This is a genomic window from Paraburkholderia tuberum STM678, from assembly GCF_902833905.1.
GTDB lineage: Bacteria > Pseudomonadota > Gammaproteobacteria > Burkholderiales > Burkholderiaceae > Paraburkholderia > Paraburkholderia tuberum.
On sequence record NZ_CADFGP010000016.1, the window covers coordinates 64,799 to 88,374 of the forward strand.

Sequence of the window (23,576 nt, forward strand, 5' to 3'; positions counted from 1 at the left end):
GCTGCATGTGGTCGAGGTAGTCCGGCAAGCGGTTCTCGTTCATACCGGCTGCGCCTGCGCAAGCACCTTGGCCCGGAACTTCTGCGGCAGGTCGGCCGGGGTCAGCAGATCGACGTGGACGCCGAGTAGCGCTTCCAGTTCATCCTGCAACCCCCCCAGGTCGAACAGCGTCGCCCCTGGCAGCGCATCGACCAGCAGATCGAGGTCGCTGCCGTCCCGGTCGGTGCCGTGCAGCACCGAGCCGAACACGCGCGGGTTCGCTGCGCGGAAGCGACTCGTCGCTTCGCGCACTACGCTGCGCTTCATGTCGAGAACAACGGACGGTCGCATGGGCATCCTTTCTTATCGAAACTCATCGAGACGATAAGCGATTGAGTCGAGACTCGCAATGCCTTCACCTCCCGTGCCATGCCGGTTGCGTTGGCGGGCTTGCTGCCCCGGCACGGCCTACGCCAGGCTGATTACCTTTGACGCAGCAGCGCCAGGATCAGCGCAGACCAGTTCAGGCCGCTACGACCACTGCAACCGGCACAGCCAGCCGACAACGTCTTGCATAGTGATTTTTCGTCCACTATATTAAACGCAACGCCATCGCCCGAACCCGCTCGTCAGCCGGAACACACCATGCCGAAGGAAATCGTTCTCAACGCGTTCGACATGAACTGCGTAGGCCACGTCCAGCAAGGGCTGTGGACCCATCCGCGCGATCAGTCCACGCGCTACACGGATCTGCAGTACTGGACCGACTACGCGCGCAAGCTCGAAGCGGGCCTGTTCGACGGCATCTTTTTCGCGGACGTGGTCGGCGTGTACGACGTCTACGGCGGCAGCCCGGACGCGGCAATCGGCGGCGCCGTGCAGGTGCCGGTCAACGATCCGACGCTGCTGATTCCGGCGATGGCCGCGCTCACGCGGCATCTGTCGTTCGGCGTCACGTCGAATCTGTCGGTCGAGCAGCCGTTTCTGTTCGCGCGCCGCATGTCGACGCTCGATCATCTGACGCGCGGCCGGGTCGGCTGGAACATCGTGACCGGCTATCTGGACAGCGCATCGCGCGCGATCGGCCTGAGCGGCCAGATGGCGCACGACGACCGCTACGATCTCGCCGACGAGTACATGGAGCTCGTGTACAAGCTGTGGGAATGCAGTTGGGAAGACGGCGCGGTGCTGCGCGACAAGGCGCGCGGCGTCTATGCGGACGCGTCGAAAGTCCACGTGATCCATCACCACGGCAAGCAGTACCGCGTCGATGCGATGCACCTCGCGGAGCCGTCGCCGCAGCGCACGCCGGTGCTGTATCAGGCCGGTTCGTCCGCGCGCGGCAAACAGTTCGCGGCGGCACACGCGGAGTGTGTGTTCGTCAACGGCCAGGCGAAGCCGGCGGTCAAGACGATCGTCGACGACATCCGCGCGCACGCGGTCGCCGGCGGCCGCCGCGCCGACGACATCAAGGTACTGCTCGGCCAGACCGTGATCACCGGCCGCACCGATCAGGAAGCGCGGGAGAAATTCGAGGAGTACCGCCGCTATGTGAGCTCGGAGGCGGCGCTGGTGCATGCGGCCGCGTCGCTTGGCATCGACTTCGCGCGCTACGACCTCGACGAGCCGATCGAAACGGGCAAGAGCCAGGCGATCGTGTCGAACGTCGAAGCGATGACGCGCGCGGCCGGTCCGCAATGGACGAAGCGCAAGCTGCTCGAACAGATGGTGCTCGGCAGCCGCCAGCAGCCGCTCGTCGGTTCAGCCGACAAAATCGCCGACGATCTGATCGCGTGGACCGAGGAAACCGGTGTCGATGGCTTCAATCTGTCGCGCACCGTCGTGCCCGAGTGCTTCGACGATTTCATCGAACTGGTCGTGCCGCGGCTACAGGAACGTGGCGCGTACAAGCGCGCGTATCGTGACGGCACGCTGCGCGAAAAGCTGTTCGGCCACGCGCGGCTGCCTGAGAGCCACACGGCGGCGCGCTTCCGTTCGCCGGCTTGCGCGGCGGCGCCGGACGACGAGGCTCGCGGCTAACTCGACCACCGTTGTTTTGGCGAACCCCGACTTCCAGCAGAGGTCCCCATGCTTGACAAGAGCACGTTCCGCGACGCGATGGCCGGGCTTGGCGCGGCCGTCAACATCATCAGCAGCGACGGCAAAGCCGGACTTGCGGGCTGCACCGCGTCGGCGGTCTGCGGCGTCACCGACGAGCCGCCCACCCTGCTCGTTTGCATCAACCGCAGCAGCCGCAACAACGCGGCGTTTCGCAGCAACGGCAAGCTCTGCGTGAACGTGCTGCGCGCCGAGCAGCAGGCGCTTGCCGCGCACTTCGCCACCAGCGCGCTCGCGATCGAAGAGCGCTTCGCCGCCGCGCAATGGGACGACCTCGCAACCGGCGCACCGGTGTTGCAGGACGCGCTCGCGTCGCTTGACTGCGAGATCGAGTCGGTGACCGAAGTCGGTACGCACACGGTGTTCTTCTGCGCGGTGAAAGCCGCGCGCACGCAGGGCGCAGGCGATGCGCTGATCTACTACGGCCGCCGCTATCATCGCGTCGGCGAGCGCTCGGTTCACGCGACGCCCGCCGCTTCACCTGCCCCGCCCCACCCTCGCCAACGGCCCGGCCGCGATCGTCCGGCCGAATAGCGCGGCCGCGGTGCGCTCCGGATCGAGCGCAATACCTTCGCTCGCTGCACCGACGATCAATGCGTCGAGCAAAGCAGTCAGCGTCGGCTCACGCGATTCGCCATGCCGATGCGACGCGAACGCCCGTCCGCCGCGATCGCAGGTCGCTCGCCCACGGAATCCTCGATCGCCCATCACACCTCCGTCCCATCGTCATTGCACGCCGTTGTGCGATCAACGCGTCACGCCCGCACGACGCCCGTCATCGGTCTGCCCGCCATGGTCCGGCCAAACAGCGCTGCCGCCGTCCGTTCGGGATCGAGCCCGAGACTTTCACTCGCGGTGCCGGCGATCAACGCATCGAGCGAGGCGGTCGGCTTCAGGTCGCGCGACTGATACAGCTGATGCGGCGCGAGGCCCGGCCAATCGGCAATCACGCGTCCGCCCTGCACCGACCCGCCGAGCACCATCGCGACCGAGCCGGTGCCATGATCGGTGCCGCCCGTGCCGTTCGCGGCGGCGGTCCTGCCGAACTCCGTCGCGACCAGCACCGTGGTTTTGCTCCACGACGAACCCATGCCATCGCGCAACGCCGCGAGCATCGTGTCGAGTGCCTTCAGTTGATTCGCGAGCCGCGCGTTCTGCGCGCTGTGCGTGTCCCACCCGCCGGTCTCGATCATCGCGATGCGCGGACCGTCGTCGCGGGCCAGAAAACTGGCCGCGAGCTTGCCGAGGCTCGCCGGGTCCTGGCGCGCGCCAGCGTCGCCCGCAAGGCCGCGCGCCGCCATCGCCGATTCCCACAGCGCACGCAGCTGCGCGTCCTGCTCGTACAGTTGCGACACGCGCGCGAGCAGATCATCGGGCGCCTGCGGCAAGGCCGACGGTGCATATGACGTCACCGCCGCGGGCCCGCGCAGCGCCATCGGCACGGTCGGCGCGAACGCGATCGCGTTTTCGCGGGTGGCGGGCAGTTGCGCGGCGAGCCGGTTGAGCCAGCCGTCCTTCGTCTGATACGGCGACGTGCCGCCGGTTTCCAGCACGTTCTGTCCGTCGAAATGCGAGCGGTCGCGATACGGCGAGGCGACCGCGTGCACGAACAACGCCTCGCGCTGCGCGTACAGCTTCGCCATCTGCGCGAGCGCCGGATGCAGCGCGAACGTGCCGTCCAGATGCGGCGCGTTCGACGCATCGATCGCGAGCGGCCCACGCAGCGTCGCATACGCGGGGTCCGCGTACGGCACGACGATGTTCAGCCCGTCGGCCGCGCCACGCTGGATCACGAACACGAAGCGGCGGTCGGTCGCGACATGCGCGAACGCAATCCGCGGCGACACGAGCAGTGCGCCGGCACCGGCGGCGGCGACGCTCAGAAACTGACGGCGTGACAGCATGGCGTTCATCTCCGTTGAAAATCGGGCGATACGAGCAGCAGCGCGATCGCCGTCGATGCGCTTTCCGCGCGCGACACCGCCGTGGCCGTCGGCTCGCTGAGCGAGCCAGCCAGCAAGGTCTGGCCGAGCGAGCGCGCATCGAGCCGGTCACCCACGCGCGCGGCGAAACGTTGCGCGACTTCGACGCGGCGCACGAGCGCATCGGGCGCGGCCCAGCTCGCGGCGATATCGTCGTAGCCGGCGGGTGAACCGGGCCGCCACACCGGCTGGCCAAGCTGCGTGAGGATCGGCGCACTCTGCAGATTGCCGGGCTCGTGCCAGCCGAGTCCGCGCATCGACGAGATGGTCCACTCCCACGGCGTCTTGAACTTCACCGCGGCCGGCGACCATGCTTGCGGCGTATCGATCAACGCGCGATAGACGGTCGGCAGATCGCCGTCGCTGCGCGTGAACGCATCGGCCAGACGTTCGCTGACGCCAGGTGGCGGATCGTCGGCGACGAAATGGCGCGCGAGCTTCGTGCCGATATGCTGCGCGGTGGCCGGCGCGTGCGCGAGGTCGTGCAGGATCGCGAGCGCCTGCTGTTCGCCGGCTTCGTCGTAGCGGCGTCCCATGATCGTGCGCGAGCCGGGCTCGTGCAGCGCGGGACGAAACACGAAGCTGCCGGGTTCGCCGTTCTGTTCCAGCGCGCGCCGGTTTGCATTGGCGCCGCCGTTCCGCGGATTGCCGACGAGACTCCAGCCGGTCAGCGCACGCGCGAACTCGGTCACGTCGTCCTGGCTATAGCCGCTGCGCACGCCGAGCGTATGCAGCTCCATGATCTCGCGCGCGAGGTTCTCGTTGAGTCCGCGTTTGTTGTCCGGATTGCGCTGCGCGGCGCGCAGCGCGGCCATGCTGTCGGGACCGACCGAGCGGGTCTGGTCGAGGAACAGCTGCATGGCCGGATGACGCTCGACGGCCACCAGCATGTCCTCGAAACGGCCGAGCACGTGCGGGCGAATCGCCTCCGCTTCGAACGACCCGGCGAGCGCCGCGACGCCGGGCTTTTCGGTCGACACCGCGAAGTGATTCGCCCAGAAATGCACGAGGCGTTCGATGAACGGCGTCTGCGTGGTCAGCGCGCTTGCGACGCGCGCATTGACCGACGAGCGGTACATGTCGAGTATCTCGACGCGCAGAGCTTTTCTTTCGGCTTGCCTGGCGGCTTGCGCGTCGGTCTGGCTGGGTGCTGCGGTGTTGTTCGCATTCTGGCTCGGGTTGGTCTCCTCACCCGCCTTCTGTTTCGACTGCTGTTCCATCTGCATGCGCTGCTGCACGAGCTGCGTCGACAATGCGATCGAATCGGGTTGGTTCGCCCACGCGTCAGGCCGCGGCTGATATTGCTCGAACTGCGCGAGCAGCCAGCCCTTCGGATCGGCGGGCGGCGTGTCGTCGGCGCGCGCGCCGAGGCCGAAGCGGTTCAGTGCGATCGCCGCGGCATTCAGGTTCGGTGAGTTGGCCATACGATCCTCGTCGGCAGGTAGGACACCTGCATGTCCGTTAAACGGACGACACGCTGAAATCCGTCGCCATCGCGCGCATTTTTTATTCGCTCGATGCGGCATTCGCCGCCGGTTTTTTCGCGTTCGGCGCCGGCTGCGCTTCGCGCCATTGCCCGCGCAACTTCAAACTCTCGGCGAATTCGACGCGCTCCTCGGGCGTCAGCGTCGCCGCGAAATCGGCGACGCTCGCTTCGACCATCGCGCGCAGGCTGACGTCGGCCGCGCGCGTGCGCGCGAGCGCGGCATCGAGTGCGGCGCGATCGAACTTCGGCGCGGCCAGCAGGCGCAGCACCTCACGACGCCCTTCGCGAGCGTCGCGCGCATACTGGCGGCCGTCGCGCCGCGCGCTCTTCAGGCCGTCGATAAACGCCTGCCGCTGCTGCGCCGACAGCGGCTCGGCGGCGAACCGCAGCGCGCGCCGGTCCTGCGCCGCCGCCGGCGGATTCGCACCGTGCGCGGCGAACCATTGATACGCGCCGCCGGCGATCGCGCCGAGCAGGAACACGTTGAGCACCACCGAGCCCAGCAGCGCAAATTTCCACGAGCGCCCGTTCATTCGCCGCTCCAATCGGCGGAGCTGCCGCCGAAGCTCGAAGTCAGATACGAGGATTCATGCACGACCGGCGCGTTCCCGGTCAGCACGAAGAACGACACCGCGAACGCCCCCGCCACGCCGCCGAGCAGCCCGACACCCGCCACCGCCGCGCCCGACCACAACAAACGCCAGCGCGCGGCTGGGCGTCGCGACGGCGCGCGGTCGATGATGCGACGCTGCAGTTCGAGGCTCGGCGGCTCGAGCTCGTCGGCGGCGAGCCACGCGTCGAGGCTGGCCGCGTCGCTCAACGCCGCATCGGCTTCGTCGCGATGCGCGCGCGCCCACGCCTGCGCGGCTTCGCGTTCGCGCTCCGGCCAGCGGCGCGCGTCGGCGCCGTACGCTGCAACGATCTGATGGAATCTTTCGGGCGTCATGACTTGTCCTTGCTAAGGCCGCTGCCGGCCAGTTGAGCGCGCAAATTGCGGCGCGCGCGGCCCAGCAGACTCTCCAGCGCATCGACGCTGACGTCCATCAAGGCGGCAGCGTCGAGGTTCGACATCTCCTGGTAGTAGGTCAGCACGAGTGCCTCGCGCTGTCGCGCCGGCAGCGCGGCGAGCGCCGCGCGCACGCGCGCGTGGTCGGCACGTGCTTCGAGCCGTGCGTCGGGCGGCGCGGCGGGATCGGCCGAATCGGGCAGTTCGTCGCTCGGGTCTTCGCGCCGGCCGCGCAGACGGTCATAGCAAAGATTGAGCGCGACCCGATGCATCCACGTGTCGAACTTCGCTTCGCCTTCACGCCAGCGGGCCGCCTGTTTCCAGATTCGCACGAAGACCTCCTGCGCGACGTCTTCCGCTTCCATGCGATCGCCGAGCATGCGCGTGGCGAGCGCAAGTAGCCGCGGCAGCTTGCGCGCGACCAGCGAGCGGACCGCGCCGGGCTCCGCGCGGCCCACCCGCGCGATCAGCTCGGCGTCCGGATCGGGTGGTGCGTCGCTCAAGGCGTGCGGCTCGGTCGCGACATCACGCGCGCGCTTTCGCGTGAGGACCGCATCACGGGATCAACGTCGTTCACTTGCCGCCGCTCCTTCAGCTGTCGTGTCGTTATGTTGTCGTGCCGCTACGCCGCTATCCGGCCAGGTATCACGTACGCGGTCAATATACGACGACCGCCGGCCGGTAATAGGCCGGGCGTGCCGGATAGACCACACAGCCGGCGAGCGAGGCCGCCAGCAGAATCATCACGAGTGTTTTCATCGCAAGCCTCGTTCAAGCCCAATGTCCTTCGATCCAGCGCCAGTGCGGCCCACGTTGCGCCCAATGCCCGGGCACCCAGTGATAGCCGACGCGCACCGGCTGCCAGTGGCCCGGCACCCACGCATAGCGGCCGTGCTCCCAGCGCCAGCGGCCCTGATCCCACACATAGCCGTCCCGTCGCGCGGGCACGACTTCGACGCGCGGCGGCGGCGGTGCCATCGGCGCGATCATCACTTGTGCGGAGGCGGGCGCGGCGGTCAGCGTGGCCGCGCAGCACAGCGCGGCGCTCAGCGTGGAACCGAGCAGACGAGTGATGCGGTTGGTGTCCATGTCGATTTCTCCCTTCAAGGCTGGAACAAGTCGGCGCCCAGGACGGCCCCGTTTCTACTTGAACGCGGCAGCGGAAGAAATCCGTCGCGCTATTGGCAAAAAAAGCACGAATACAGTCGGGCTCACGAAAGGCAATAGTCGGCGTATTGCCCGAAAACCTTCATTTTTTGATGGTCCAATGCACGGGCTGCAATCAATGGCGTCGGCCGTTACGCTTCTAACAACAATTTCCAGCACCGTTCATACCTATCGATGGAAGGGCTGGACCGCGAATGTGGAGCCACCAAAGAATGTTTCGTAAAGCCCTTTTGCCCATTCCGTTTGCCGCCGCACTGTTCGTGCTGAGCGCATGCGGAAACAGCAGCGTCAGCTCTCCTTCGACTGCATCCGCGCCGGCCTCCACACCGGCTGCTACCGTATCCGCCCAGGACGCGTTGGCCACGGCAACGCCGATCAAGCACCTCGTCGTGATCTTCGGTGAGAATCGTTCTTTCGATCACTACTTCGGCACCTATCCTAACGCGCAGAACCCGGCCGGTGAACCGGCGTTCACGGCGGCGAACACGCCGGCCCAGATCAACAATCTGAATCAGAATTCGCTTCTGACGAGCAACCCGAACTTCCTGAACACGGCGAACAACGCGGCCTCCGCAGGCAGCGGTATCAATCCGTTCCGCCTCGACCGCAGCCAGGCCAACACCAACGGCCAGTCGCACGACTACATGAAGGAACAGCTCGCCTACGACAATGGCGCGGCGGACCTGTTCCCCAAGTACACGGGTAACAACAGCGCCGGCAGCGGTTCGACGTTCGGCACGCCGGGTCTCGTGATGGGCTATTTCGACGGCAACACGGTCACCGCGCTGTGGAATTACGCGCAGAACTTCGCGATGAGCGACAACATGTACACAGACACGTACGGTCCGTCGACACCGGGCGCGCTCGAGGTGGTTTCCGGCCAGACCAACGGCGCTATTCCTGCCAACGGTGCCGCTCAAGGCGACAACGTGATTGCCGACGGCGCGGGCAGCTTCACGATGAACGGCGATTCCGACCCGACCGGGGACGTGTGCAACACCTCGACGTCGAGCGGCCAGGCCACGCTGAGCTCGAATAACAAAAATATCGGTGACCTCCTCAACGCGAAAGGCATTACGTGGGGCGGCTTCATGGGCGGCTTCGACCTGAGCGCCACCAACTCGAACGGCACCACGGCGTGCAAGCGCAGTACCTACTCGTCGGTCCTCGGCGCAACGAAGACGGACTACGTACCTCACCACAACTGGTTCCAGTACTACGCCACGACGGCCAACCTGGCGCACACGCGCCCGACGTCGACCGCGCTGATTGGACAGACCGACCCGCTCGATTCGACGGCGACGCCGGTGCACCATCAATACGATGTCAACGACTTCTTCACGGCCGTCTCGGCGGGCAACTTCCCGTCGGTCAGCTACCTGAAGGCACCGGCCGTCGGCGATGCGCACCCGGGCAACTCGGATCCGATCGACGAGCAGGCGTTCGTCACGAAGGTCGTCAACTTCCTGCAACAACAGCCGGACTGGAAGAACACCGCCGTCATCATCACGTACGACGATTCGGATGGCTGGTACGACCACGCTTATGCGACGCCGACGACTTCGTCGTTTGACGCCACCGCCGACCAGCTGAACGGCGCGGGCACCTGCAACGCAACGGGCGCGAAGCAAGGCGTCGGCGTGACAGGCGCGGCTGTCAACGGCCGTTGCGGCCCGGGAACGCGTATTCCGCTTCTGGTGATCTCGCCGTACGCACGTAGCAACTACGTCGACCACACGGCGATCACTCAGGCTTCGGTTGTCAGGTTCATCGAAGACAACTGGCTCGGCGGCACCCGCATCGGCAACGGATCGCACGATGCGGCGACGGGGAGCATCGCGTCGCTGTTCGACTTCACCAACGGTGGCAAAACGCCGGCGTTGTACCTCGACACGAACCTTGGCACCAAGCTGTCGGCTCCTCCTGCAACGAACTAAGGAGCCACCGTTTATCCGTCCGTTCTGCCGCACAGGGAAGTACGCGGTGTGACGTTCAGGGAACGGAGCTGTTGATGCCCGTCAATCAGTGATGACGTCGAGCCAGCCGGTACGGTGGCTCGACGTGCTTGTTTGCAGTTCAGCTTGACTACCGCTATCGCCATGAATCGTCGTTCGAACGCCACCTTGTCTTCGCAACTACCCACCGCAAGCGCCCCGTCCCCTCGCGCTGCGAGCAGCATGTGGCGTCGCCTGATCCTCCGGATAATTCTGGGCATCGTGCTGCTGGGCGCCGCTCTGGTTGGCTACGCGCTGATCTATCCCGAGCGTATGCCCGCGGCGATCGGCGATACGGTCGAGAATCTGACGGGCCTCAACGCCCATCCGGTCAAGCTCCTGCGTCCCCCCGTCGCGCCCCTTAGCGCGGTCGCGGTACTCGGCAGGGACCTGTTCAATGATCCGTCGCTTTCGGCGTCGGGCAAACAGTCGTGCGCGTCGTGCCACAGCGCCGCGCACGCTTTCTCGCCTCCCAACGACCTGACGGTACAACCGGGCGGCCTTCACATGACGGAAGCGGGCTATCGGCCGGTGCCGTCGCTCGCGTACCTGTATCGCCAGGCGCCGTTCAGCATCGGTCCCGATCAGGGCGATACCGACGCCGCACCGGTCAGCCTCGATACGCAGGCCTCGGCCGCGCTAGGCGTGCAGCGCGCCCAGAAAACCGCGGGCGTTGCGCCTGCCGCGCCGGCTATGGTGCCGCAAGGGGGACTCTTCTGGGACGGCCGGGCAAGCACGCTGCAGGACCAGGCGCTTGGGCCGCTGACCAACCCGGTCGAGATGGCGAACCCCGATCTGGCTTCGGTTGCCGACAAGCTAAGGCACTCGAAGCACATCGATACGCTCAGACAACTTTTCGGTCCGCACGTCGTCAACGATCCCGATCTGCTCGTGTCGGAAGCCATGTTCGCGATCGGTCGGTATGAATTCGAAGACCCGGCGTTCCATCCATTCTCGAGCAAATACGACGCCTGGCTCGAAGGACGTGCACGCCTCACGCAAGCCGAACTACGTGGCTTGCGTCTGTTCAACGACAAGGACAAGGCCAATTGCGCGGGTTGCCACCTGAGCCAGCCGACGTCGGACGGCCTTCCACCTCTTTTTACCGACACGCAGTATGAAGCGCTCGGCGTACCGCGCAATCGCGAACTCGCGCAGAACAGGAATCCGAAGTTCTACGACATGGGCATTTGTGGGCCATTCCGGACCGACATGGTCAAGGAGACGCAGTATTGCGGCATGTTCCTGACGCCGACACTGCGCAATGCCGCCGAACGCAAGACGTTCTTCCACAATGGCGTGTATCACGACCTCAAGCAGGTGCTGGACTTCTACAACCTGCGCAATACGTCGCCGGACAGAATCTATCCGCGCGATGCGTCGGGCAAGGTGCAGAAGTACGACGATCTGCCGCCGCAATACCATGCGAACGTGGATGTGGCCGATGCGCCGTTCGACCGCAAGTTCGGCGACCAGCCCGCGATGACCGATCAAGACATCCAGGACATCATCGCGTTCATGAAGACGCTGAGCGACGGGTACAAGGACTGAGCAGCCGCGCTGGACGCCGCCGCGCTGCAGCTTCCAGGCTGCGGCACGCGGCCCGGTGCGGTATCCTTGCCGGTCCGCGACCTTATCCCTACCCTCCCCGATGGCCGATTTTCCTTTCGACGCCGTGCTCTTCGACTGCGACGGCGTGCTCGTCGATTCCGAACCGATCACGAACCGCGTGCTCACCGAGATGCTCGGCGAGCTCGGCTGGCATTTGAGCGTCGAAGAGACGATGCGCATTTTCGTCGGCAAGATGGTCAGGGACGAAGCCGCGTTGATCGAGGCGCGCACCGGCTTCGCGATCACGGCCGAGTGGCTGGCGCAGTTCCGCGCGCGTCGCAACGTGGCGCTCGACAATGAGTTGCGCGCGATCGACGGCGCGCCTTTCGCGGTCCGCGCGCTGCAGCAGAGGTTGAATGGACGCATCGCGGTGGCGTCGGGCGCGGATCGCATCAAGATCGAATTGCAGCTCGTGAAGGCCGGCATCCTCGACTGCTTCGACGGACGCATCTTCAGCGGCCACGAAACGCCGCGCAGCAAGCCATTTCCCGACGTCTACCTCGCCGCGGCCGCGGCACTCGGCGTCGAGCCGACACGCTGTGCGGTCATCGAGGATACGGTGACGGGCGCGACCGCGGGCGTCGCCGCCGGCGCGACGGTATTCGGCTATTGCCCGACGCACCTCGGCCATAGCAGCGCGACCGCGTTGCATGGCGCGGGCGCGGTGCACGTGTTCAGGGAGATGGCCGAGCTACCGGCGTTGCTCGCTGGATGGGGCACGCGCTGATCCACCGATGTGTTGGCGGTTGAACGACACCGGCTTGCCGCAAGTTGGCCAACGCCGATCAGTTTTCGACTGCGCAGATACGGTCGATCAGCGCTCGAGCCAGCACAGACGTTGAATCCCGCCGCATGGCATGGTGCGTGCAACTGGAACGCCCGAGCGTAAAGCATTTGCGCGCTCGATACCCATCCAACGTTGCCGGAGATTCATCATGTCGAACTTGACCCTTGCCGACCTGTCGCGCTGCGACGACCTCGACCACGCAGCTGCACAGTCCGTGCGCGGCGGCCACTCGTGTTTCCCGCACGAATACCCGCCTTCGTGTTACGGCGAAAAACCGCCGGTTCGCGGCCCGTCGTACTACAACCCGCCCTCCTACAACCCCTGCCAGCCCGTGCATTACGGCTGCGGGCCGGTCTACACCCCGGTCTGCCATCCGGAGCCGGTCAAGATCGTGCCGCTGTAAGCACTACGCCTCGCGCCGTTGCGTACGACGGCGCGATCATGCTTGCGTTGCGGCCCGGGTTGGTACGATCGGGCCGCATCGCGCGCTTCATGCTTTTATTCGAAGGCCGGATCGATCGGCACGCGATAGCCGACCGCTAGCCGGTTCGTTTCATTAGCCACTCCAACCGCACCGACTCGAGTTCTCGCGGCAAACGCGGTGAGACAACCGCCCGGCGCGGCAATTCGACGAACCCGAGACGCCGGTAGAGCGCGTATGCGCGTTTGTTGCTCACCAGCACATCGAGCACGAGTTGTTGTCGATCGTGTTCGCCACGCGCCGCGCGAGTCTGCGAATTCATGAACTCACCCGCGCGCATCGCATCCGCAAACAACGTGCTGAAAACACCCGTGCCGCGCAGGCGCTCATGAGTCGCGCAGTGGGCGATCAGCGTCTGCGACGACTTTGGCGCCGGCAATTCGCTTTCGAGCACGAGACCGCGCAGCAGCATGCGAATAGTGCGGCGTAGGCCGAAGAACAACACCAGCATCAGCGCGACGTGCGGATCATCGAACCATGTGTGGCGTCCGTCATGCAGCGCGAGCACCGCTACCGGTTGATCGTCTTCGGTCACAGCCACACGGTGGCGTCGATACGAAAAGCGCCCGAGCTTCGATGCGAACGCGAACGCCAGAAATTCGATGCAAGCTTCGGCCGGCTCGCCGAGAAAGAAACCGAATTCACGCACGCCCGATGAGAAGATCAGCGGCGCGCATGCCTTCGCATCATCGGCGCGAGCGGCGCGAAAGCGCAGGAGGAGCGGTTCGTCGTCCCGAGCGGGCGCGTGCTCAGGTGCGGATTCTACGGCGTACATAGCAGACTGCCCTTTCGTGGATTCATTGATTCATCGTGTTTAGCGCGGCAGGCGTGCTAGCGCGCACTGGTCTTTATAATTAGCCAAGCTGACAGGAAGTTAGTATTTTTTTAGACTTCGCCTTTCCTTGCACGTCCAATAGAGCACCATGCCAAAACCGACGCACACAGTTACATTCAGTGGAATCAAAAAATAATTCCCTCTTTTGAATCCAAGCAGTACCGAAATCGCCGAATAGAGGAAGCTGAAGACCTCGCCCGCCAGCAATACGGTATTGATTCGCGGCATGATGACGCGATAGCTATTCTTGCCTTTCGGCGTTCTGTGAAAGTCGCCATACACTCCGAAAAGCGCACGCACGCCGCCGACGAAGTAGTACCAGGCCATTGGCAAGAACATCGCGATATAGCGGTAGGTGTCCCACAAATCTTTCGCGGCGCTCCGCTTGTCATCGAAACGTGCCCCACGGCGCGCGCCGAACGCATTTTCGAGCCCCCAGAGCACAGCGAGGCCGAAGAACGCAAACGTCCCCCAGCGCATGAATGCGCCATCAAAATGCACGAAATAGGTAAGCGGCAGGCTCAGCAATATCAGTACATAGATTGAGGCGAGCAGCACCGACGAAAACATCGTGGAAATCGCATGCATCCGTTTGATCAACGGCATGCGCTGCGAGAGCATTTGCTTGACGTGCTTGAAGCCGCTGTGGATCAATCCACGTCCCCAGCGCTCTCGCTGAATTCGGTACGAGCTGACGGTTTCGGGTAACACCGACATGGACACCACATCGCGCAAATAAGCGTACTTCCACTCGCCAAACTGTGCGCGGTAGCCAAGATCAACGTCTTCGGTCACGGTCGATGCGTTCCAACCTCCTAGCGCATCCACGCACTGCTTGCGCCACACGCAAGAACTGCCGCTGAGCGACGCCATATCGCCGTCTTCGCTCAAACCCACCGTGACGTATTGCTGATGGCCCATTTCCATCGCCTGAAAGCGTGTGAGAAACGACACATCGCGATTCTCGTAACCAATACCTGTTTGCAGGAAACCCAGTTTTGGATCCTCAAAACAAGGAATGGTTTTAAGCAAAAAATCAGCCGGCGGCACAAAGTCGGCGTCAAAGATCGCAAAAAATTCACCGCACGACTGCTGAATGCCGTTGACCAGATTGCCCGCCTTGTATCCCTTACGATTGCTACGCTTGACCAGCCGAATATCGACGCCCCGCGCCTTGTGTTGTTCGGCACGCAACCGGGCAAGTTCGGTCGTGCTGTCAGTCGAATCGTCGAGCACCAGAATTTCGAGCAGCCCCGCTGGATACGAAAAATTGCAAACAGCATCGATCAACCGTTCGACGACTTCCGATTCGTTATAGATCGGCAACAGCACACTCACCAATGGCCAGGAATCGATCTGTGCGCCGGAAGACGAATGCGCAAGCTCCGTCAATTTGCGCTGCTCGACCTTCCGCGAAATCAGGAAGACCCGTAGCTCGAGCAAAACATAAAGCGCAAAATATACGACTACGACGAGGAAAATCGCCCGGCAAAACCAGGAAAGCAACGCAAGCATTGTGATCAGCTCCTCACAGCTTCACGACGGCGCAAATTTCCTCTAACCGATGTGCCCAGGTGTGATGCTCCTGCACGTATTTCGCGCCGGCCTCGGCGCGATCGAGATCGTCCTGAGAAGGACCATGACGCAAACGCCCGAACAGCTCGCGTGTCTCTTCGTAGGTGTTCACGACGTGGCAGAAATCGCGGAAATGACGGTCAACGGCTCGACTCGGGTTCGTTACCGCGATCCCGCCACACGCGATAATTTCGAGCAGGCGTCGCGAGAACATTGTTTCGGAACTCGTGACCGAATTGACGTTGATCGATACCGCGTGCGATTTGTAGACATTGGCGGTTTCGCGATGCGCGACTTTCCCGTGCAACCGCATCTGGCTCGTCTTCGGAAAGCGAAACTCGAGATGGCGAGACAGCCGGTCGTGATTGCGGTCGAACACGTTGATCGGCATCTCGTTGTGCTCGCAGAGCTCGAACACCATGTCAAGAAAGCGACGCCGCTCGTTCAGGATGCGCCGGTAATAGCTGCCTGTGAAACAGACTTCATTGCGCGTGAAATTGAAGCCCGTGAAACTGTGAAATGCCGGTTGAAACGGCATGATCAGCGTATTCACGGGTACGTGTGCAGGCACCTGCTGGCGATAGCGTTCGAGGCATTCTTCATCGGTCGTGAAGACGTAGTCGAATGCCTTCGCTACGTCGATGAACGCATCGAAAAAAGGACCGTCATCCTTGTTCCAGAACACGGTGGGAACGCCGGCCTTCCTCGCGAAATCGACCAAACGGAAAATCGCCTTAGGTTTAGTCAGGCGCAGCAGCTTTGGCTGTTTCGCCAGTTCGTAGCGCCAACTGCCGTCCACGCCGTGAAAAGCCGATTCGACTAGCACGAGATCCGGCTTCCAATGGTTAATCACATCCCGGTAATTGCCGGGCGTCATGACGCGAATACGGCACTCCGCGGACAGACAATCGGCGGTGAAATAGTCCGTCACCAGCGCGATTTTCAGTCGGCCGAAGCGCCCCGTTCGCTCGACATCCTCGGCGACCTTCGGGTAATCGTAGACGATTGAACCCAGTTTTCTAATAACCCTGCCGACCATTTCCCTTACCCCGCACTTTTCGGTAGTGCCTTGATGACGAAGTCGCGCCACGATCGCTGCGTGGTCGCGTATTCCTTTGCCCGTTCGCCCAGCGCGGCAAGTGCCGCGCGATCACTCATTGCCGTCTCAATCACGCGCGCAAGATCAATCGCATCGCCGGCATTGAAAAACCAGCCTGCGGGACGCTCACCCATTTCGTCGCGGAACACCGGCAGATCCGGCACGATGACCGGCTTGCCCATTGCCATCGCTTCGACGAGTTTGATAGGTGGCACGATCTCGCAGACCTTGAAAGGCTTGCGCGGGATACAGACCAGCGCGCAGCGGCTCAACGTTTCCTGCGCCTTTTGCGGCGCCATGCGACCCAGAAAGCGAATCTGTTCCGACAAGCCGAACCGCTGCACCTGCGATTCGAGCGACAACCGCGCTTCACCATCACCGATGAGGCTCACGGAAATCCTCACGCCGCGTGCGCGCAGTTGCGCCACGGCATCGATCAGCGTGTCGAGTCCCTCATAGGCCATCAACGAGCCCGCATAGCCGATTGTGTCATGCTCAATTTCACGGGACGCGAGCGATACGAAGCGCTCGGGTTCGACGCAGTTGGGCAGCAGGAACATTTGTTCTTTTTCGATGCCCCAGCGCGCGTGTGCGAAGCGCCCCAGCTGCTCTGAAATCACGAACACACGATCTGCGTGGCGCGCGACGAGCCCTTCGAGTTCGAGGCCTTGCTTGAAGCCTTGGCGTCCCTCGTAGTGCGGCGTGCGCGAAATACGCGTGAGTTCCCACAGGCCGCGCATTTCATACTGAAACGGAATGCCCAATTGGCGCGCCGCCAGCAATGCCGGTAACGCGTTCACATGATTCGAAGCGGCGTGAATGACCGACACGCGATGTTGCTTCGCCCGCTGCGCGACCACCCGCGCCGCCTGCATCGCATACAGCAACACCGGACGATTATTGGCCGGTCCCGCTGCATGCAGATACCGCACTTCGCCAACTTGGGTCTCTCCGCTCACGGCATCGTGGAGGCGGTCGCTTCGATCAAGCGGATAGCCGGGCCGCGTCATTGCATGCACGCGCCCGCCCGCCGACATCATTGCGCGAATGACCTCGTGCGTGCGCGTCGTGTAACCGCTCGTGTGATATGGCAATGCGCTCGCGGCCACATATAGAAGCCCCCCGCCATCAGTGTCGAATGACCGCGCGGATGCACGCCGTTTCGCCCTGCGATTCAGCGTGCGGACCGTTAGCCATCGGCTCAATCCCAAGTATGGTTCGCTAACGAACGTTTGCAGAGAATCGAATGCGCTGCTCATGCCCGCACGGTCCCCTGCGGCTTGAGTTCCGCGCGCGCGAGATCGACGGTTGCCGACATCTTGATCTTGCCGCGAGCGTGCAGATCGAGAAATTCGGCGGTCGTGATCACGTCGTAGTCTTTTGTCAGACGACGCAGGAGCTTGCGATAGCCCTCGACACGCTGATCGTCGCGATAGGTTGCGTAGCCCTTTTCATCCCAGTACAGGAGCGACCACGAATGCAGCAGGAAAATGGAAAACGTCGGGCTCCCGCTGAATGCATCGAGCAGCAATTTGCCCCACCAGGGACGGAAGTGAAAATACGGCGACTCCGGATACGTGAGGCGCGCCCACCATTCGTCCTTGCCCACCTTCGGCAAGATCTTCTTTTCCGTCATCGGGACTTCGATCACGCCGTTCGACCACGCATACGGCAGATTCGTCGGCTCGCTAAAAATGGCCTGTTTCGCGTGGACGGCGCACATCGAATTGTTGAACGACGCCCGCACGCCCGTGGCTTTGAGGGCGCGTATCGTGGCCGCATTCCAACGAAACGAACCTGCCCGATGCGCGAGAACCGGCTTGCCGGTTTGCTCCGAAATAAGGCCGCCGAAATGTTTGATGACGAACTCGGCGCGGGCGTCGTCGGTATATTGATTCATATACTGCGGACGGCGCGCGAGTCCATGCTCGGCCCAGAATGAATCGGGCAAATATTCCGGGTGCGTGTGTAGTTGCACGTCCTGACCCACGGAATCGAGCCAGCGCACGACTTCGCGCGTTTCTTCCAGATATGACCACGCGCCGCATTGATCGACGAAATAGACGTGCTTGGCGCCGAACTCGTCGCCGATCTCGGCCATTTCACGAATTCCCGCGGTTCCACGCTCGTGTACGCCCCACATGAGCCGCTTGACGTGATCGTGCGGCGCGCGTTTGGGCAGCGCTTCGGTATCGACCGTCAACATGGCATAACGATTCTTTTGCATCTTTCTCAGCTCAATTTCAGCAATGCATGCCATTGCGCGTCGCTGGCCAAACCAGCGCTCAACGGCAGGACGATTGCATCTCGATAGCGCCACGCGAGATACGCCTGCTTTCTCTGCTGTAGCGATGGGCCCTCGCCGCTTAACGACGGCACATATTCCACCAGCCAACCCAGCCGGGAATAAAAGGCGAAATCGGCGATATCCGTCACCAGAACCGGCGCCAGATCATCGCCGCCTTGAAGCTTTTTCGACAAGCCCTCGCATGCGGCACGCAACTGATGACGATCGGCGCCGAGCGCCCAGATCATCACTGTCTTTACATCGGCCGAAACCGGTCTGTGCTTTAGGGTCGGCAGCCACGGATACTGCGTTACGTGCGGCGACATCAGACTTGCCGACGCCAACAGGTGGCGAATGCGCTGCCATACTCGGTCTTGCCATGAAAACGGCGGCTTTTTCCCGAGCAGGTCGTATCGAACGAGCAGATCCAATTCGGGTTTGGTTGCGAGCGCCTTCACCTCACGCCGCAATGCTTTGGCTTCCGCAATCACATTCACTGTGTCCGCTCCCGTCTTGCCGCCAAAGCGAGGATCTTTTCCGCGGCGAGCACGGCGCCATCCATCGGAATCGCTGCGCGTACGGCGGGCGTGCCGTTCAGCAAGCCGAGTAGTTTGCTCACTGCGGTCTCGCGTTCGTCATCGGTCTCGCAGGCAGACACGACAGCCGGCATGACGTCGGCGACCATGTGCGCTCGACGCACCTGATCGTCGGCGAGTTGCGCATTAGGCACGAGCAGAGCAGGCACGCCCGACTGCACGAGTTCGCAGCAGGTGTTGTAACCGGCTGCGCCGACAAGGGCGTCGAACGCACGCAAATAGCGCGCGAGCGGATAGACCGTCAGTGGCATCACGCCGGCCGGCAATTCGATGTCGCGCACGGAAATCGGCGCACGCACCCAGACTACGTTGAAACCTGCGGCCTCGAACTCACGAATCAGACCGTGCGCGATCCCTGCGACGTCCTTCAGGTTGCCCGGCCCGAGCGCGAACAAGACAAAGCGGCCGTCTTGTGGCAGATTCAACGCCTCGCGCGCTGTAGCGCGGTCAAGCAACTCATCGTCTTCGAGTACGCACACGGGCGGTACGAGCGCACGCCTGCCGCCGCCTTCGAGCGGCGTCTCGCTTTCTTGCGCGCCCAATTCCCCGGGCTGTATCACGAGATCGAAACGCGACTCGTCCACGGAGACCGTCTTGCCGCCTTCCTTGAGCAAGCCACGGTTCGACCAGACCAGTGCTGGCGAGCCGAAGGTCTCGCACGTCGCCAGAAACCCTTGAAATGGCCAAGTGCCATCGAAGACGATTACGTCGGGACGTACGCGTTCGAGCATCATGCCGAAACGTACAGCCAGCTCGCTATTCCACGCAAACGTGGAGCTCGACGACCAGTATGGCGAAACGAAGTAGTCTGCCTCGAATCCCATCTCTTCGATAAGCTCGATGGCCGACGCCAGGGAAAAGAACACCGGTCGAGCACGGCCATGCAACCGCCGCGCATATGAAAGACAACGGTTCAGATGGCCCATGCCTGAGCCATTCACGTTGAAGAACAGAATGCGGGGAAGCTGCGAGTCGATTGAGTCGTTGCGAGCCGGTTGCGGATCGTTCATGCGTCGCCGCCGAACAGATCGCGCGTGTATACCCTGTCCGCCACGTCTGTCAGATCAGCCGTCATGCGATTTGCGACGATCACGTCGGCCGAACGCTTGAATTCAGCCAGATCGTTGACCACCGACGAATTGAAGAAACTCGATTCGTGCATCGCCGGTTCGTAGACGATCACTTCCACGCCCTTCGCCTTGATGCGTTTCATCACACCCTGAATGCTCGACGCGCGGAAATTGTCGGAACCTGCTTTCATCACCAGCCGATAGATGCCAACCACCTTCGGGCTATGCCTGAGCACACTCTCGGCGATGAAGTCTTTCCGCGTGCCATTCGATTCGACGATAGCGTGAATCAGATTTTGAGGCACATCGCTGTAATTCGCGAGGAGTTGCTTCGTGTCTTTCGGCAGACAATAGCCACCGTAGCCGAAGCTCGGATTGTTGTAATGCGAGCCAATGCGCGGGTCGAGACACACACCCTGAATGATCTGGTTCGTATCGAGGCCGTGCTGCGCTGCGTAGGTGTCGAGCTCGTTGAAATACGCGACCCGCATCGCGAGATACGTATTGGCGAACAGCTTGATCGCCTCGGCCTCGGTGCTGCCGGTGAAGAGCGTCGGAATATCCTGCTTGACGGCGCCTTGCTTCAGCAACTCAGCGAAAACTTCGGCGCGCTCCGAACGCTCGCCGACGACGATACGCGACGGGTATAAATTGTCGTACAGCGCCTTGCCTTCCCGCAAGAATTCCGGCGAGAAGATCAGATTTTGCGTGCCCAGCGTTTCGCTCGTGCGCTCCGTGTAGCCGACCGGAATGGTCGACTTGATGACCATAACCGCTTGCGGATTGACCTCCTTCACATCGCGAACGACGCTTTCAATCGACCGGGTGTTGAAGTAGTTCGTTTCCGGATCGTAGTCGGTCGGCGTGGCGAGGATCACGTAGTCGGCGTTCGCGTAGGCTTCGACCTTGTCGAGCGTGGCGCGAAAGTTGAGCGACTTGTGTGCGAGAAATTCCTCAATCTCGGTGTCTTCGATCGGCGATTCCTTGCGGTTGAGCATCGCTACTTTCTCAGGAACGATGTCCAGCGCGATGACCTCGTGATTCTGAGCGAGCAATACAGCGAGAGAAAGACCGACGTAGCCGGTGCCGGAGATTGCGATTTTCATTTACGTCCTTCTTTTAAGTTTATTTTAACTCGTGCCGATGACTTGAAGAAGATAACTTTGGCGTCATTGCATAAATCGAATGCGAAAGTGATGATCAAACGACGCAGCACCGTCGAACGGCAATTGGCTATATGAAGGCCAAGCGGGAAGCCTGATCGGAATAGGCAAAGAGATCGATTGGCGATGCATTGAGCGCTTTGCTCCGTGGCGCAGGTTACAACCTGCGGATGATTCTGAAGAAGCCGCGGTTTCTTTAAGCCTCGATTCTGGTGGTCGAGTGCGGCATTGCTGCCGCACTCGACGAGTTCCTTGCTCAACGGCCCACTCCGTCCCAGAGCGGGCGGCCAACTTCCCGCCCGTTAATCGATAACAGATCGGTGCCAAATGGCACGCCGTCAACGGAAAGGGCGCGCGGTGCGAAGCGGCTTGATGCGTCCAGTGCCAATCTCAACCTCGTATCCCCTGACGCCATGCCAATTTCAACAGTGTTTCCATGTATATCAGCACGGACCACAGAATTCTGAAGGCGCTTCGCGAGCTCGGCGGGTACTTCGCTGTCCGATGCCTCGATCAACAGCGCAACGCGTGCAGCAGCCACCCCGACGCCCGAAGGCAAGAGGTTCAAGCGCGCTAGCTTCAGCCTCTCGCCATCGGCGTCGCCCTGCAAACGTGGCGCAACTGCACCCGCCCAACTTCCCGGTAATGGGATAACCCGAATTCCAATAGCACCCGATGGCGCCGAAACAACGACGACGCTATTCGCCTCGACGGGCCGGTCAAGGCTTACCGACGGCTCCACGTCCTGACCGTTGACCGAAAGGCGGTCTGCGGTAGGCAGCACGATCTGGAAGTGATCGTCGGCTTTGAGCGCTGCCGTACCGTCCAGCACGACGATCGCCATCCCGCCGTGCCCGACGCACGCGACGTCGAAGCGCTTCTGCATATCCTTCATGTGGCCAAAACGATCAGCCTCGCGCTGAACACCATAGGGATTTTCCGTCGACGCGGTTACACCGATCTGGCGAATGGAAATGTCGTCGGAGAAAATACCTGTGAGCAACTCGTTTTGTGGACCTGCATAGCCGTTGGCGCAACCGATCGACGCACCATGAGACACCCATGTCCAGCGGAAACCCAAATCGTCATCGCGCCACCGCGCGACCACATCGCGCGGCGCATCGTTCGCAAATCCTGTCAAACGCTTGGGAAAACGCCACCCGTCTGGCCCGGTGCTCGCGAGAAGAAATGGCGTAATTACATCGAAGGTCTTCGCGCGCGAGAAATCGCTGGCCGGCGCGATCCCCGCGAGCGCGGCCCACACGTCGATCGGGCCGCGACTGTCATAAAAATGCCCGACGCGGCTGTGCGCTCCTGCGAGACGAGCGGCTTGCGGGAAATAGTGCGCAGCCACGTCAGCCCACAAAAGATTCAAGGCCATATTGCCCTGGTTCCGTACTTCCGTATCCGCCACGTAGCGCACAAGTGTCGTCAATGTAGCCAGATCGACCGCATAGTAGATCGGGCTGCCGTATTCGCGCAGGCCAGTCTCTCCTGTCACGCTCCGCCAGGCTTCGAAGCGGTGTACTCCCTTCCTGAAGGCCTGCATGTCCCCCAGTTCCTGACCAAGCAGCATTAGCGCCGTCGCATTCATCAACGCAATGTTCGTATAGGTGCTCTTGACCTGGTGCGAGGTCAGCGCAGCGAGCGCCGCGAGGCCGCGATCACGCAACGTCCGCAATGCTTCAGGCTGGAGTCGGTCAGAGTAGTCGTGCAGGATCGGGCCGAGGCTGATAGCGGCAAACTCTATCGCATTCGGGTCCCCGATGCTATGGTCCGTGGTTCGCCATGGTACCCAGCCGAAATTGGCACTACCCGGCTGGGCTTCCTGACCTGCGAACGCCCTTAACGCATAGTTTTGCGCCGTATGAACGTCGCCGTTACGCTGTAGCAACAGCCACGCCGCCGCGACGAGGTCACGCGTGTCGACCGAGCTATCCGACCGGCCTGCGCGTCCGGCGAACTCGGCAAGCTGCTGGTCCGCCGCAGCTAGCAACGCGCTGGGCGTCGCCGAATTCGGGCTTTCCGCCTGAGCCGTAGTACTCGCGCCACTCAGTATGCAAACCACCGCTCCGGCGCACACCGCAATCATGCGACGACACGTTCCGGATAATAGATCAAAGCGCATAGTATTTCACTCCAGCACTGACCAGAAGGGAGATGCTCCATACCGCCGAGGTTCCGAGAAACAAGAAGAGCGTATCGAGAACACGATGCGGCAATTCGGCATACTCGAGCAGGCCTGCTGGCACGAACGTCGCCAGACGGAAGTCCTTTTTCTCCGCGCCCGTGCGAGCCTCGTCAGAAAGGTATGCACGGGATATGATTTTCATATGTAAT

The 23,576-nt window shown here is 62.4% G+C and carries 23 protein-coding genes and 1 pseudogene; 6 read left to right on the top strand and 18 right to left on the bottom strand.

Annotated features, from left to right (window positions below; all coding sequences use genetic code 11):
• Positions 1 to 39: 39 nt before the first annotated feature.
• Positions 40 to 330, bottom strand: coding sequence for a nucleotidyltransferase family protein (locus HWY30_RS16145; RefSeq protein ID WP_090805850.1), 291 nt, complete (start codon positions 328 to 330; stop codon positions 40 to 42).
• A 294-nt stretch (positions 331 to 624) separates the two neighbouring features.
• On the opposite strand from HWY30_RS16145, the gene HWY30_RS16150 reads away from it, so the two are divergent.
• Entirely contained in the window at positions 625 to 2,019 is a 1,395-nt protein-coding gene (locus tag HWY30_RS16150; protein WP_090805852.1) for an LLM class flavin-dependent oxidoreductase, read from the top strand.
• A gap of 48 nt (positions 2,020 to 2,067) precedes the next feature.
• Positions 2,068 to 2,631, top strand: coding sequence for a flavin reductase (locus HWY30_RS16155; RefSeq protein WP_090805853.1), 564 nt, complete (start codon positions 2,068 to 2,070; stop codon positions 2,629 to 2,631).
• 221 nt (positions 2,632 to 2,852) lie between these two features.
• Here the strand turns inward: HWY30_RS16155 and HWY30_RS16160 are convergent, their stop codons facing one another.
• From HWY30_RS16160 to HWY30_RS16185, 6 genes and pseudogenes are all read right to left on the bottom strand, one after another.
• The gene (locus HWY30_RS16160; RefSeq protein WP_090810039.1) at positions 2,853 to 4,001 is read right to left on the bottom strand and encodes a DUF1501 domain-containing protein; all 1,149 of its coding nucleotides are present in this window, start codon (positions 3,999 to 4,001) and stop codon (positions 2,853 to 2,855) included.
• 5 nt (positions 4,002 to 4,006) lie between these two features.
• A complete protein-coding gene (locus HWY30_RS16165; protein ID WP_090805854.1) occupies positions 4,007 to 5,503 on the bottom strand; it encodes a DUF1800 domain-containing protein in 1,497 nt (498 codons plus the stop codon).
• 82 nt (positions 5,504 to 5,585) lie between these two features.
• Entirely contained in the window at positions 5,586 to 6,098 is a 513-nt protein-coding gene (locus HWY30_RS16170; protein ID WP_090805856.1) for a periplasmic heavy metal sensor, read from the bottom strand.
• Entirely contained in the window at positions 6,095 to 6,511 is a 417-nt protein-coding gene (locus HWY30_RS16175; protein ID WP_090805857.1) for a hypothetical protein, read from the bottom strand. Before HWY30_RS16175 ends, HWY30_RS16170 begins: the two co-directional genes overlap by 4 nt.
• A pseudogene (locus HWY30_RS16180) lies at positions 6,508 to 7,098 on the bottom strand (RNA polymerase sigma factor); the annotation flags it as partial. The gene HWY30_RS16175 and the pseudogene HWY30_RS16180, both read right to left, overlap by 4 nt.
• Positions 7,099 to 7,342: 244 nt before the next feature.
• On the bottom strand, positions 7,343 to 7,660 hold the full coding sequence (locus tag HWY30_RS16185) for a YXWGXW repeat-containing protein (RefSeq protein ID WP_090805860.1): 318 nt from the start codon (positions 7,658 to 7,660) through the stop codon (positions 7,343 to 7,345).
• Positions 7,661 to 7,950: 290 nt separating this feature from the next.
• Between HWY30_RS16185 and HWY30_RS16190 the strand changes: the two genes are divergently transcribed.
• The 4 genes from HWY30_RS16190 to HWY30_RS16205 all read left to right on the top strand — a co-directional run bounded on the left by HWY30_RS16190 (position 7,951) and on the right by HWY30_RS16205 (position 12,533).
• Complete coding sequence (locus HWY30_RS16190; RefSeq protein ID WP_090810041.1) at positions 7,951 to 9,675, top strand: phospholipase C; 1,725 nt, start codon at positions 7,951 to 7,953, stop codon at positions 9,673 to 9,675.
• Positions 9,676 to 9,837: 162 nt separating this feature from the next.
• Positions 9,838 to 11,283: a cytochrome-c peroxidase gene (locus tag HWY30_RS16195; RefSeq protein ID WP_090805862.1), complete on the top strand. Its 1,446-nt coding sequence runs from the start codon at positions 9,838 to 9,840 to the stop codon at positions 11,281 to 11,283.
• A 100-nt stretch (positions 11,284 to 11,383) separates the two neighbouring features.
• On the top strand, positions 11,384 to 12,070 hold the full coding sequence (locus HWY30_RS16200; RefSeq protein WP_090805863.1) for an HAD family hydrolase: 687 nt from the start codon (positions 11,384 to 11,386) through the stop codon (positions 12,068 to 12,070).
• A gap of 208 nt (positions 12,071 to 12,278) precedes the next feature.
• Positions 12,279 to 12,533, top strand: coding sequence for a hypothetical protein (locus HWY30_RS16205; protein ID WP_090805865.1), 255 nt, complete (start codon positions 12,279 to 12,281; stop codon positions 12,531 to 12,533).
• Between the two features lie 136 nt (positions 12,534 to 12,669).
• Here HWY30_RS16205 and HWY30_RS16210 read toward each other — a convergent pair whose 3' ends face one another.
• The 11 genes from HWY30_RS16210 to HWY30_RS16260 form a co-directional block, all read right to left on the bottom strand.
• Positions 12,670 to 13,386, bottom strand: coding sequence for a GNAT family N-acetyltransferase (locus HWY30_RS16210; protein ID WP_090805866.1), 717 nt, complete (start codon positions 13,384 to 13,386; stop codon positions 12,670 to 12,672).
• A 99-nt stretch (positions 13,387 to 13,485) separates the two neighbouring features.
• Complete coding sequence (locus HWY30_RS16215; RefSeq protein WP_090805868.1) at positions 13,486 to 14,961, bottom strand: glycosyltransferase; 1,476 nt, start codon at positions 14,959 to 14,961, stop codon at positions 13,486 to 13,488.
• Between the two features lie 13 nt (positions 14,962 to 14,974).
• Positions 14,975 to 16,060, bottom strand: coding sequence for a CgeB family protein (locus HWY30_RS16220; protein ID WP_090805869.1), 1,086 nt, complete (start codon positions 16,058 to 16,060; stop codon positions 14,975 to 14,977).
• 5 nt (positions 16,061 to 16,065) lie between these two features.
• Positions 16,066 to 17,214: a glycosyltransferase gene (locus tag HWY30_RS16225; protein ID WP_244144922.1), complete on the bottom strand. Its 1,149-nt coding sequence runs from the start codon at positions 17,212 to 17,214 to the stop codon at positions 16,066 to 16,068.
• A gap of 161 nt (positions 17,215 to 17,375) precedes the next feature.
• Entirely contained in the window at positions 17,376 to 18,347 is a 972-nt protein-coding gene (locus HWY30_RS16230; protein ID WP_244144923.1) for a polysaccharide deacetylase family protein, read from the bottom strand.
• Between the two features lie 5 nt (positions 18,348 to 18,352).
• Positions 18,353 to 18,904, bottom strand: coding sequence for a hypothetical protein (locus HWY30_RS16235; protein ID WP_090805872.1), 552 nt, complete (start codon positions 18,902 to 18,904; stop codon positions 18,353 to 18,355).
• Complete coding sequence (locus HWY30_RS16240) at positions 18,901 to 20,013, bottom strand: glycosyltransferase (protein WP_090805874.1); 1,113 nt, start codon at positions 20,011 to 20,013, stop codon at positions 18,901 to 18,903. Before HWY30_RS16240 ends, HWY30_RS16235 begins: the two co-directional genes overlap by 4 nt.
• Entirely contained in the window at positions 20,010 to 21,179 is a 1,170-nt protein-coding gene (locus HWY30_RS16245) for a nucleotide sugar dehydrogenase (RefSeq protein WP_090805876.1), read from the bottom strand. Before HWY30_RS16245 ends, HWY30_RS16240 begins: the two co-directional genes overlap by 4 nt.
• The gene (locus HWY30_RS16250; RefSeq protein WP_143037186.1) at positions 21,176 to 21,496 is read right to left on the bottom strand and encodes a hypothetical protein; all 321 of its coding nucleotides are present in this window, start codon (positions 21,494 to 21,496) and stop codon (positions 21,176 to 21,178) included. The genes HWY30_RS16245 and HWY30_RS16250 overlap by 4 nt, the downstream gene beginning before the upstream one ends.
• Positions 21,493 to 23,364 (bottom strand): hypothetical protein, encoded by a 1,872-nt coding sequence (locus tag HWY30_RS16255; RefSeq protein WP_143037187.1) that lies wholly within the window; start codon positions 23,362 to 23,364, stop codon positions 21,493 to 21,495. Before HWY30_RS16255 ends, HWY30_RS16250 begins: the two co-directional genes overlap by 4 nt.
• On the bottom strand, positions 23,354 to 23,569 hold the full coding sequence (locus HWY30_RS16260; protein WP_090805879.1) for a hypothetical protein: 216 nt from the start codon (positions 23,567 to 23,569) through the stop codon (positions 23,354 to 23,356). Before HWY30_RS16260 ends, HWY30_RS16255 begins: the two co-directional genes overlap by 11 nt.
• Positions 23,570 to 23,576: the final 7 nt, after the last annotated feature.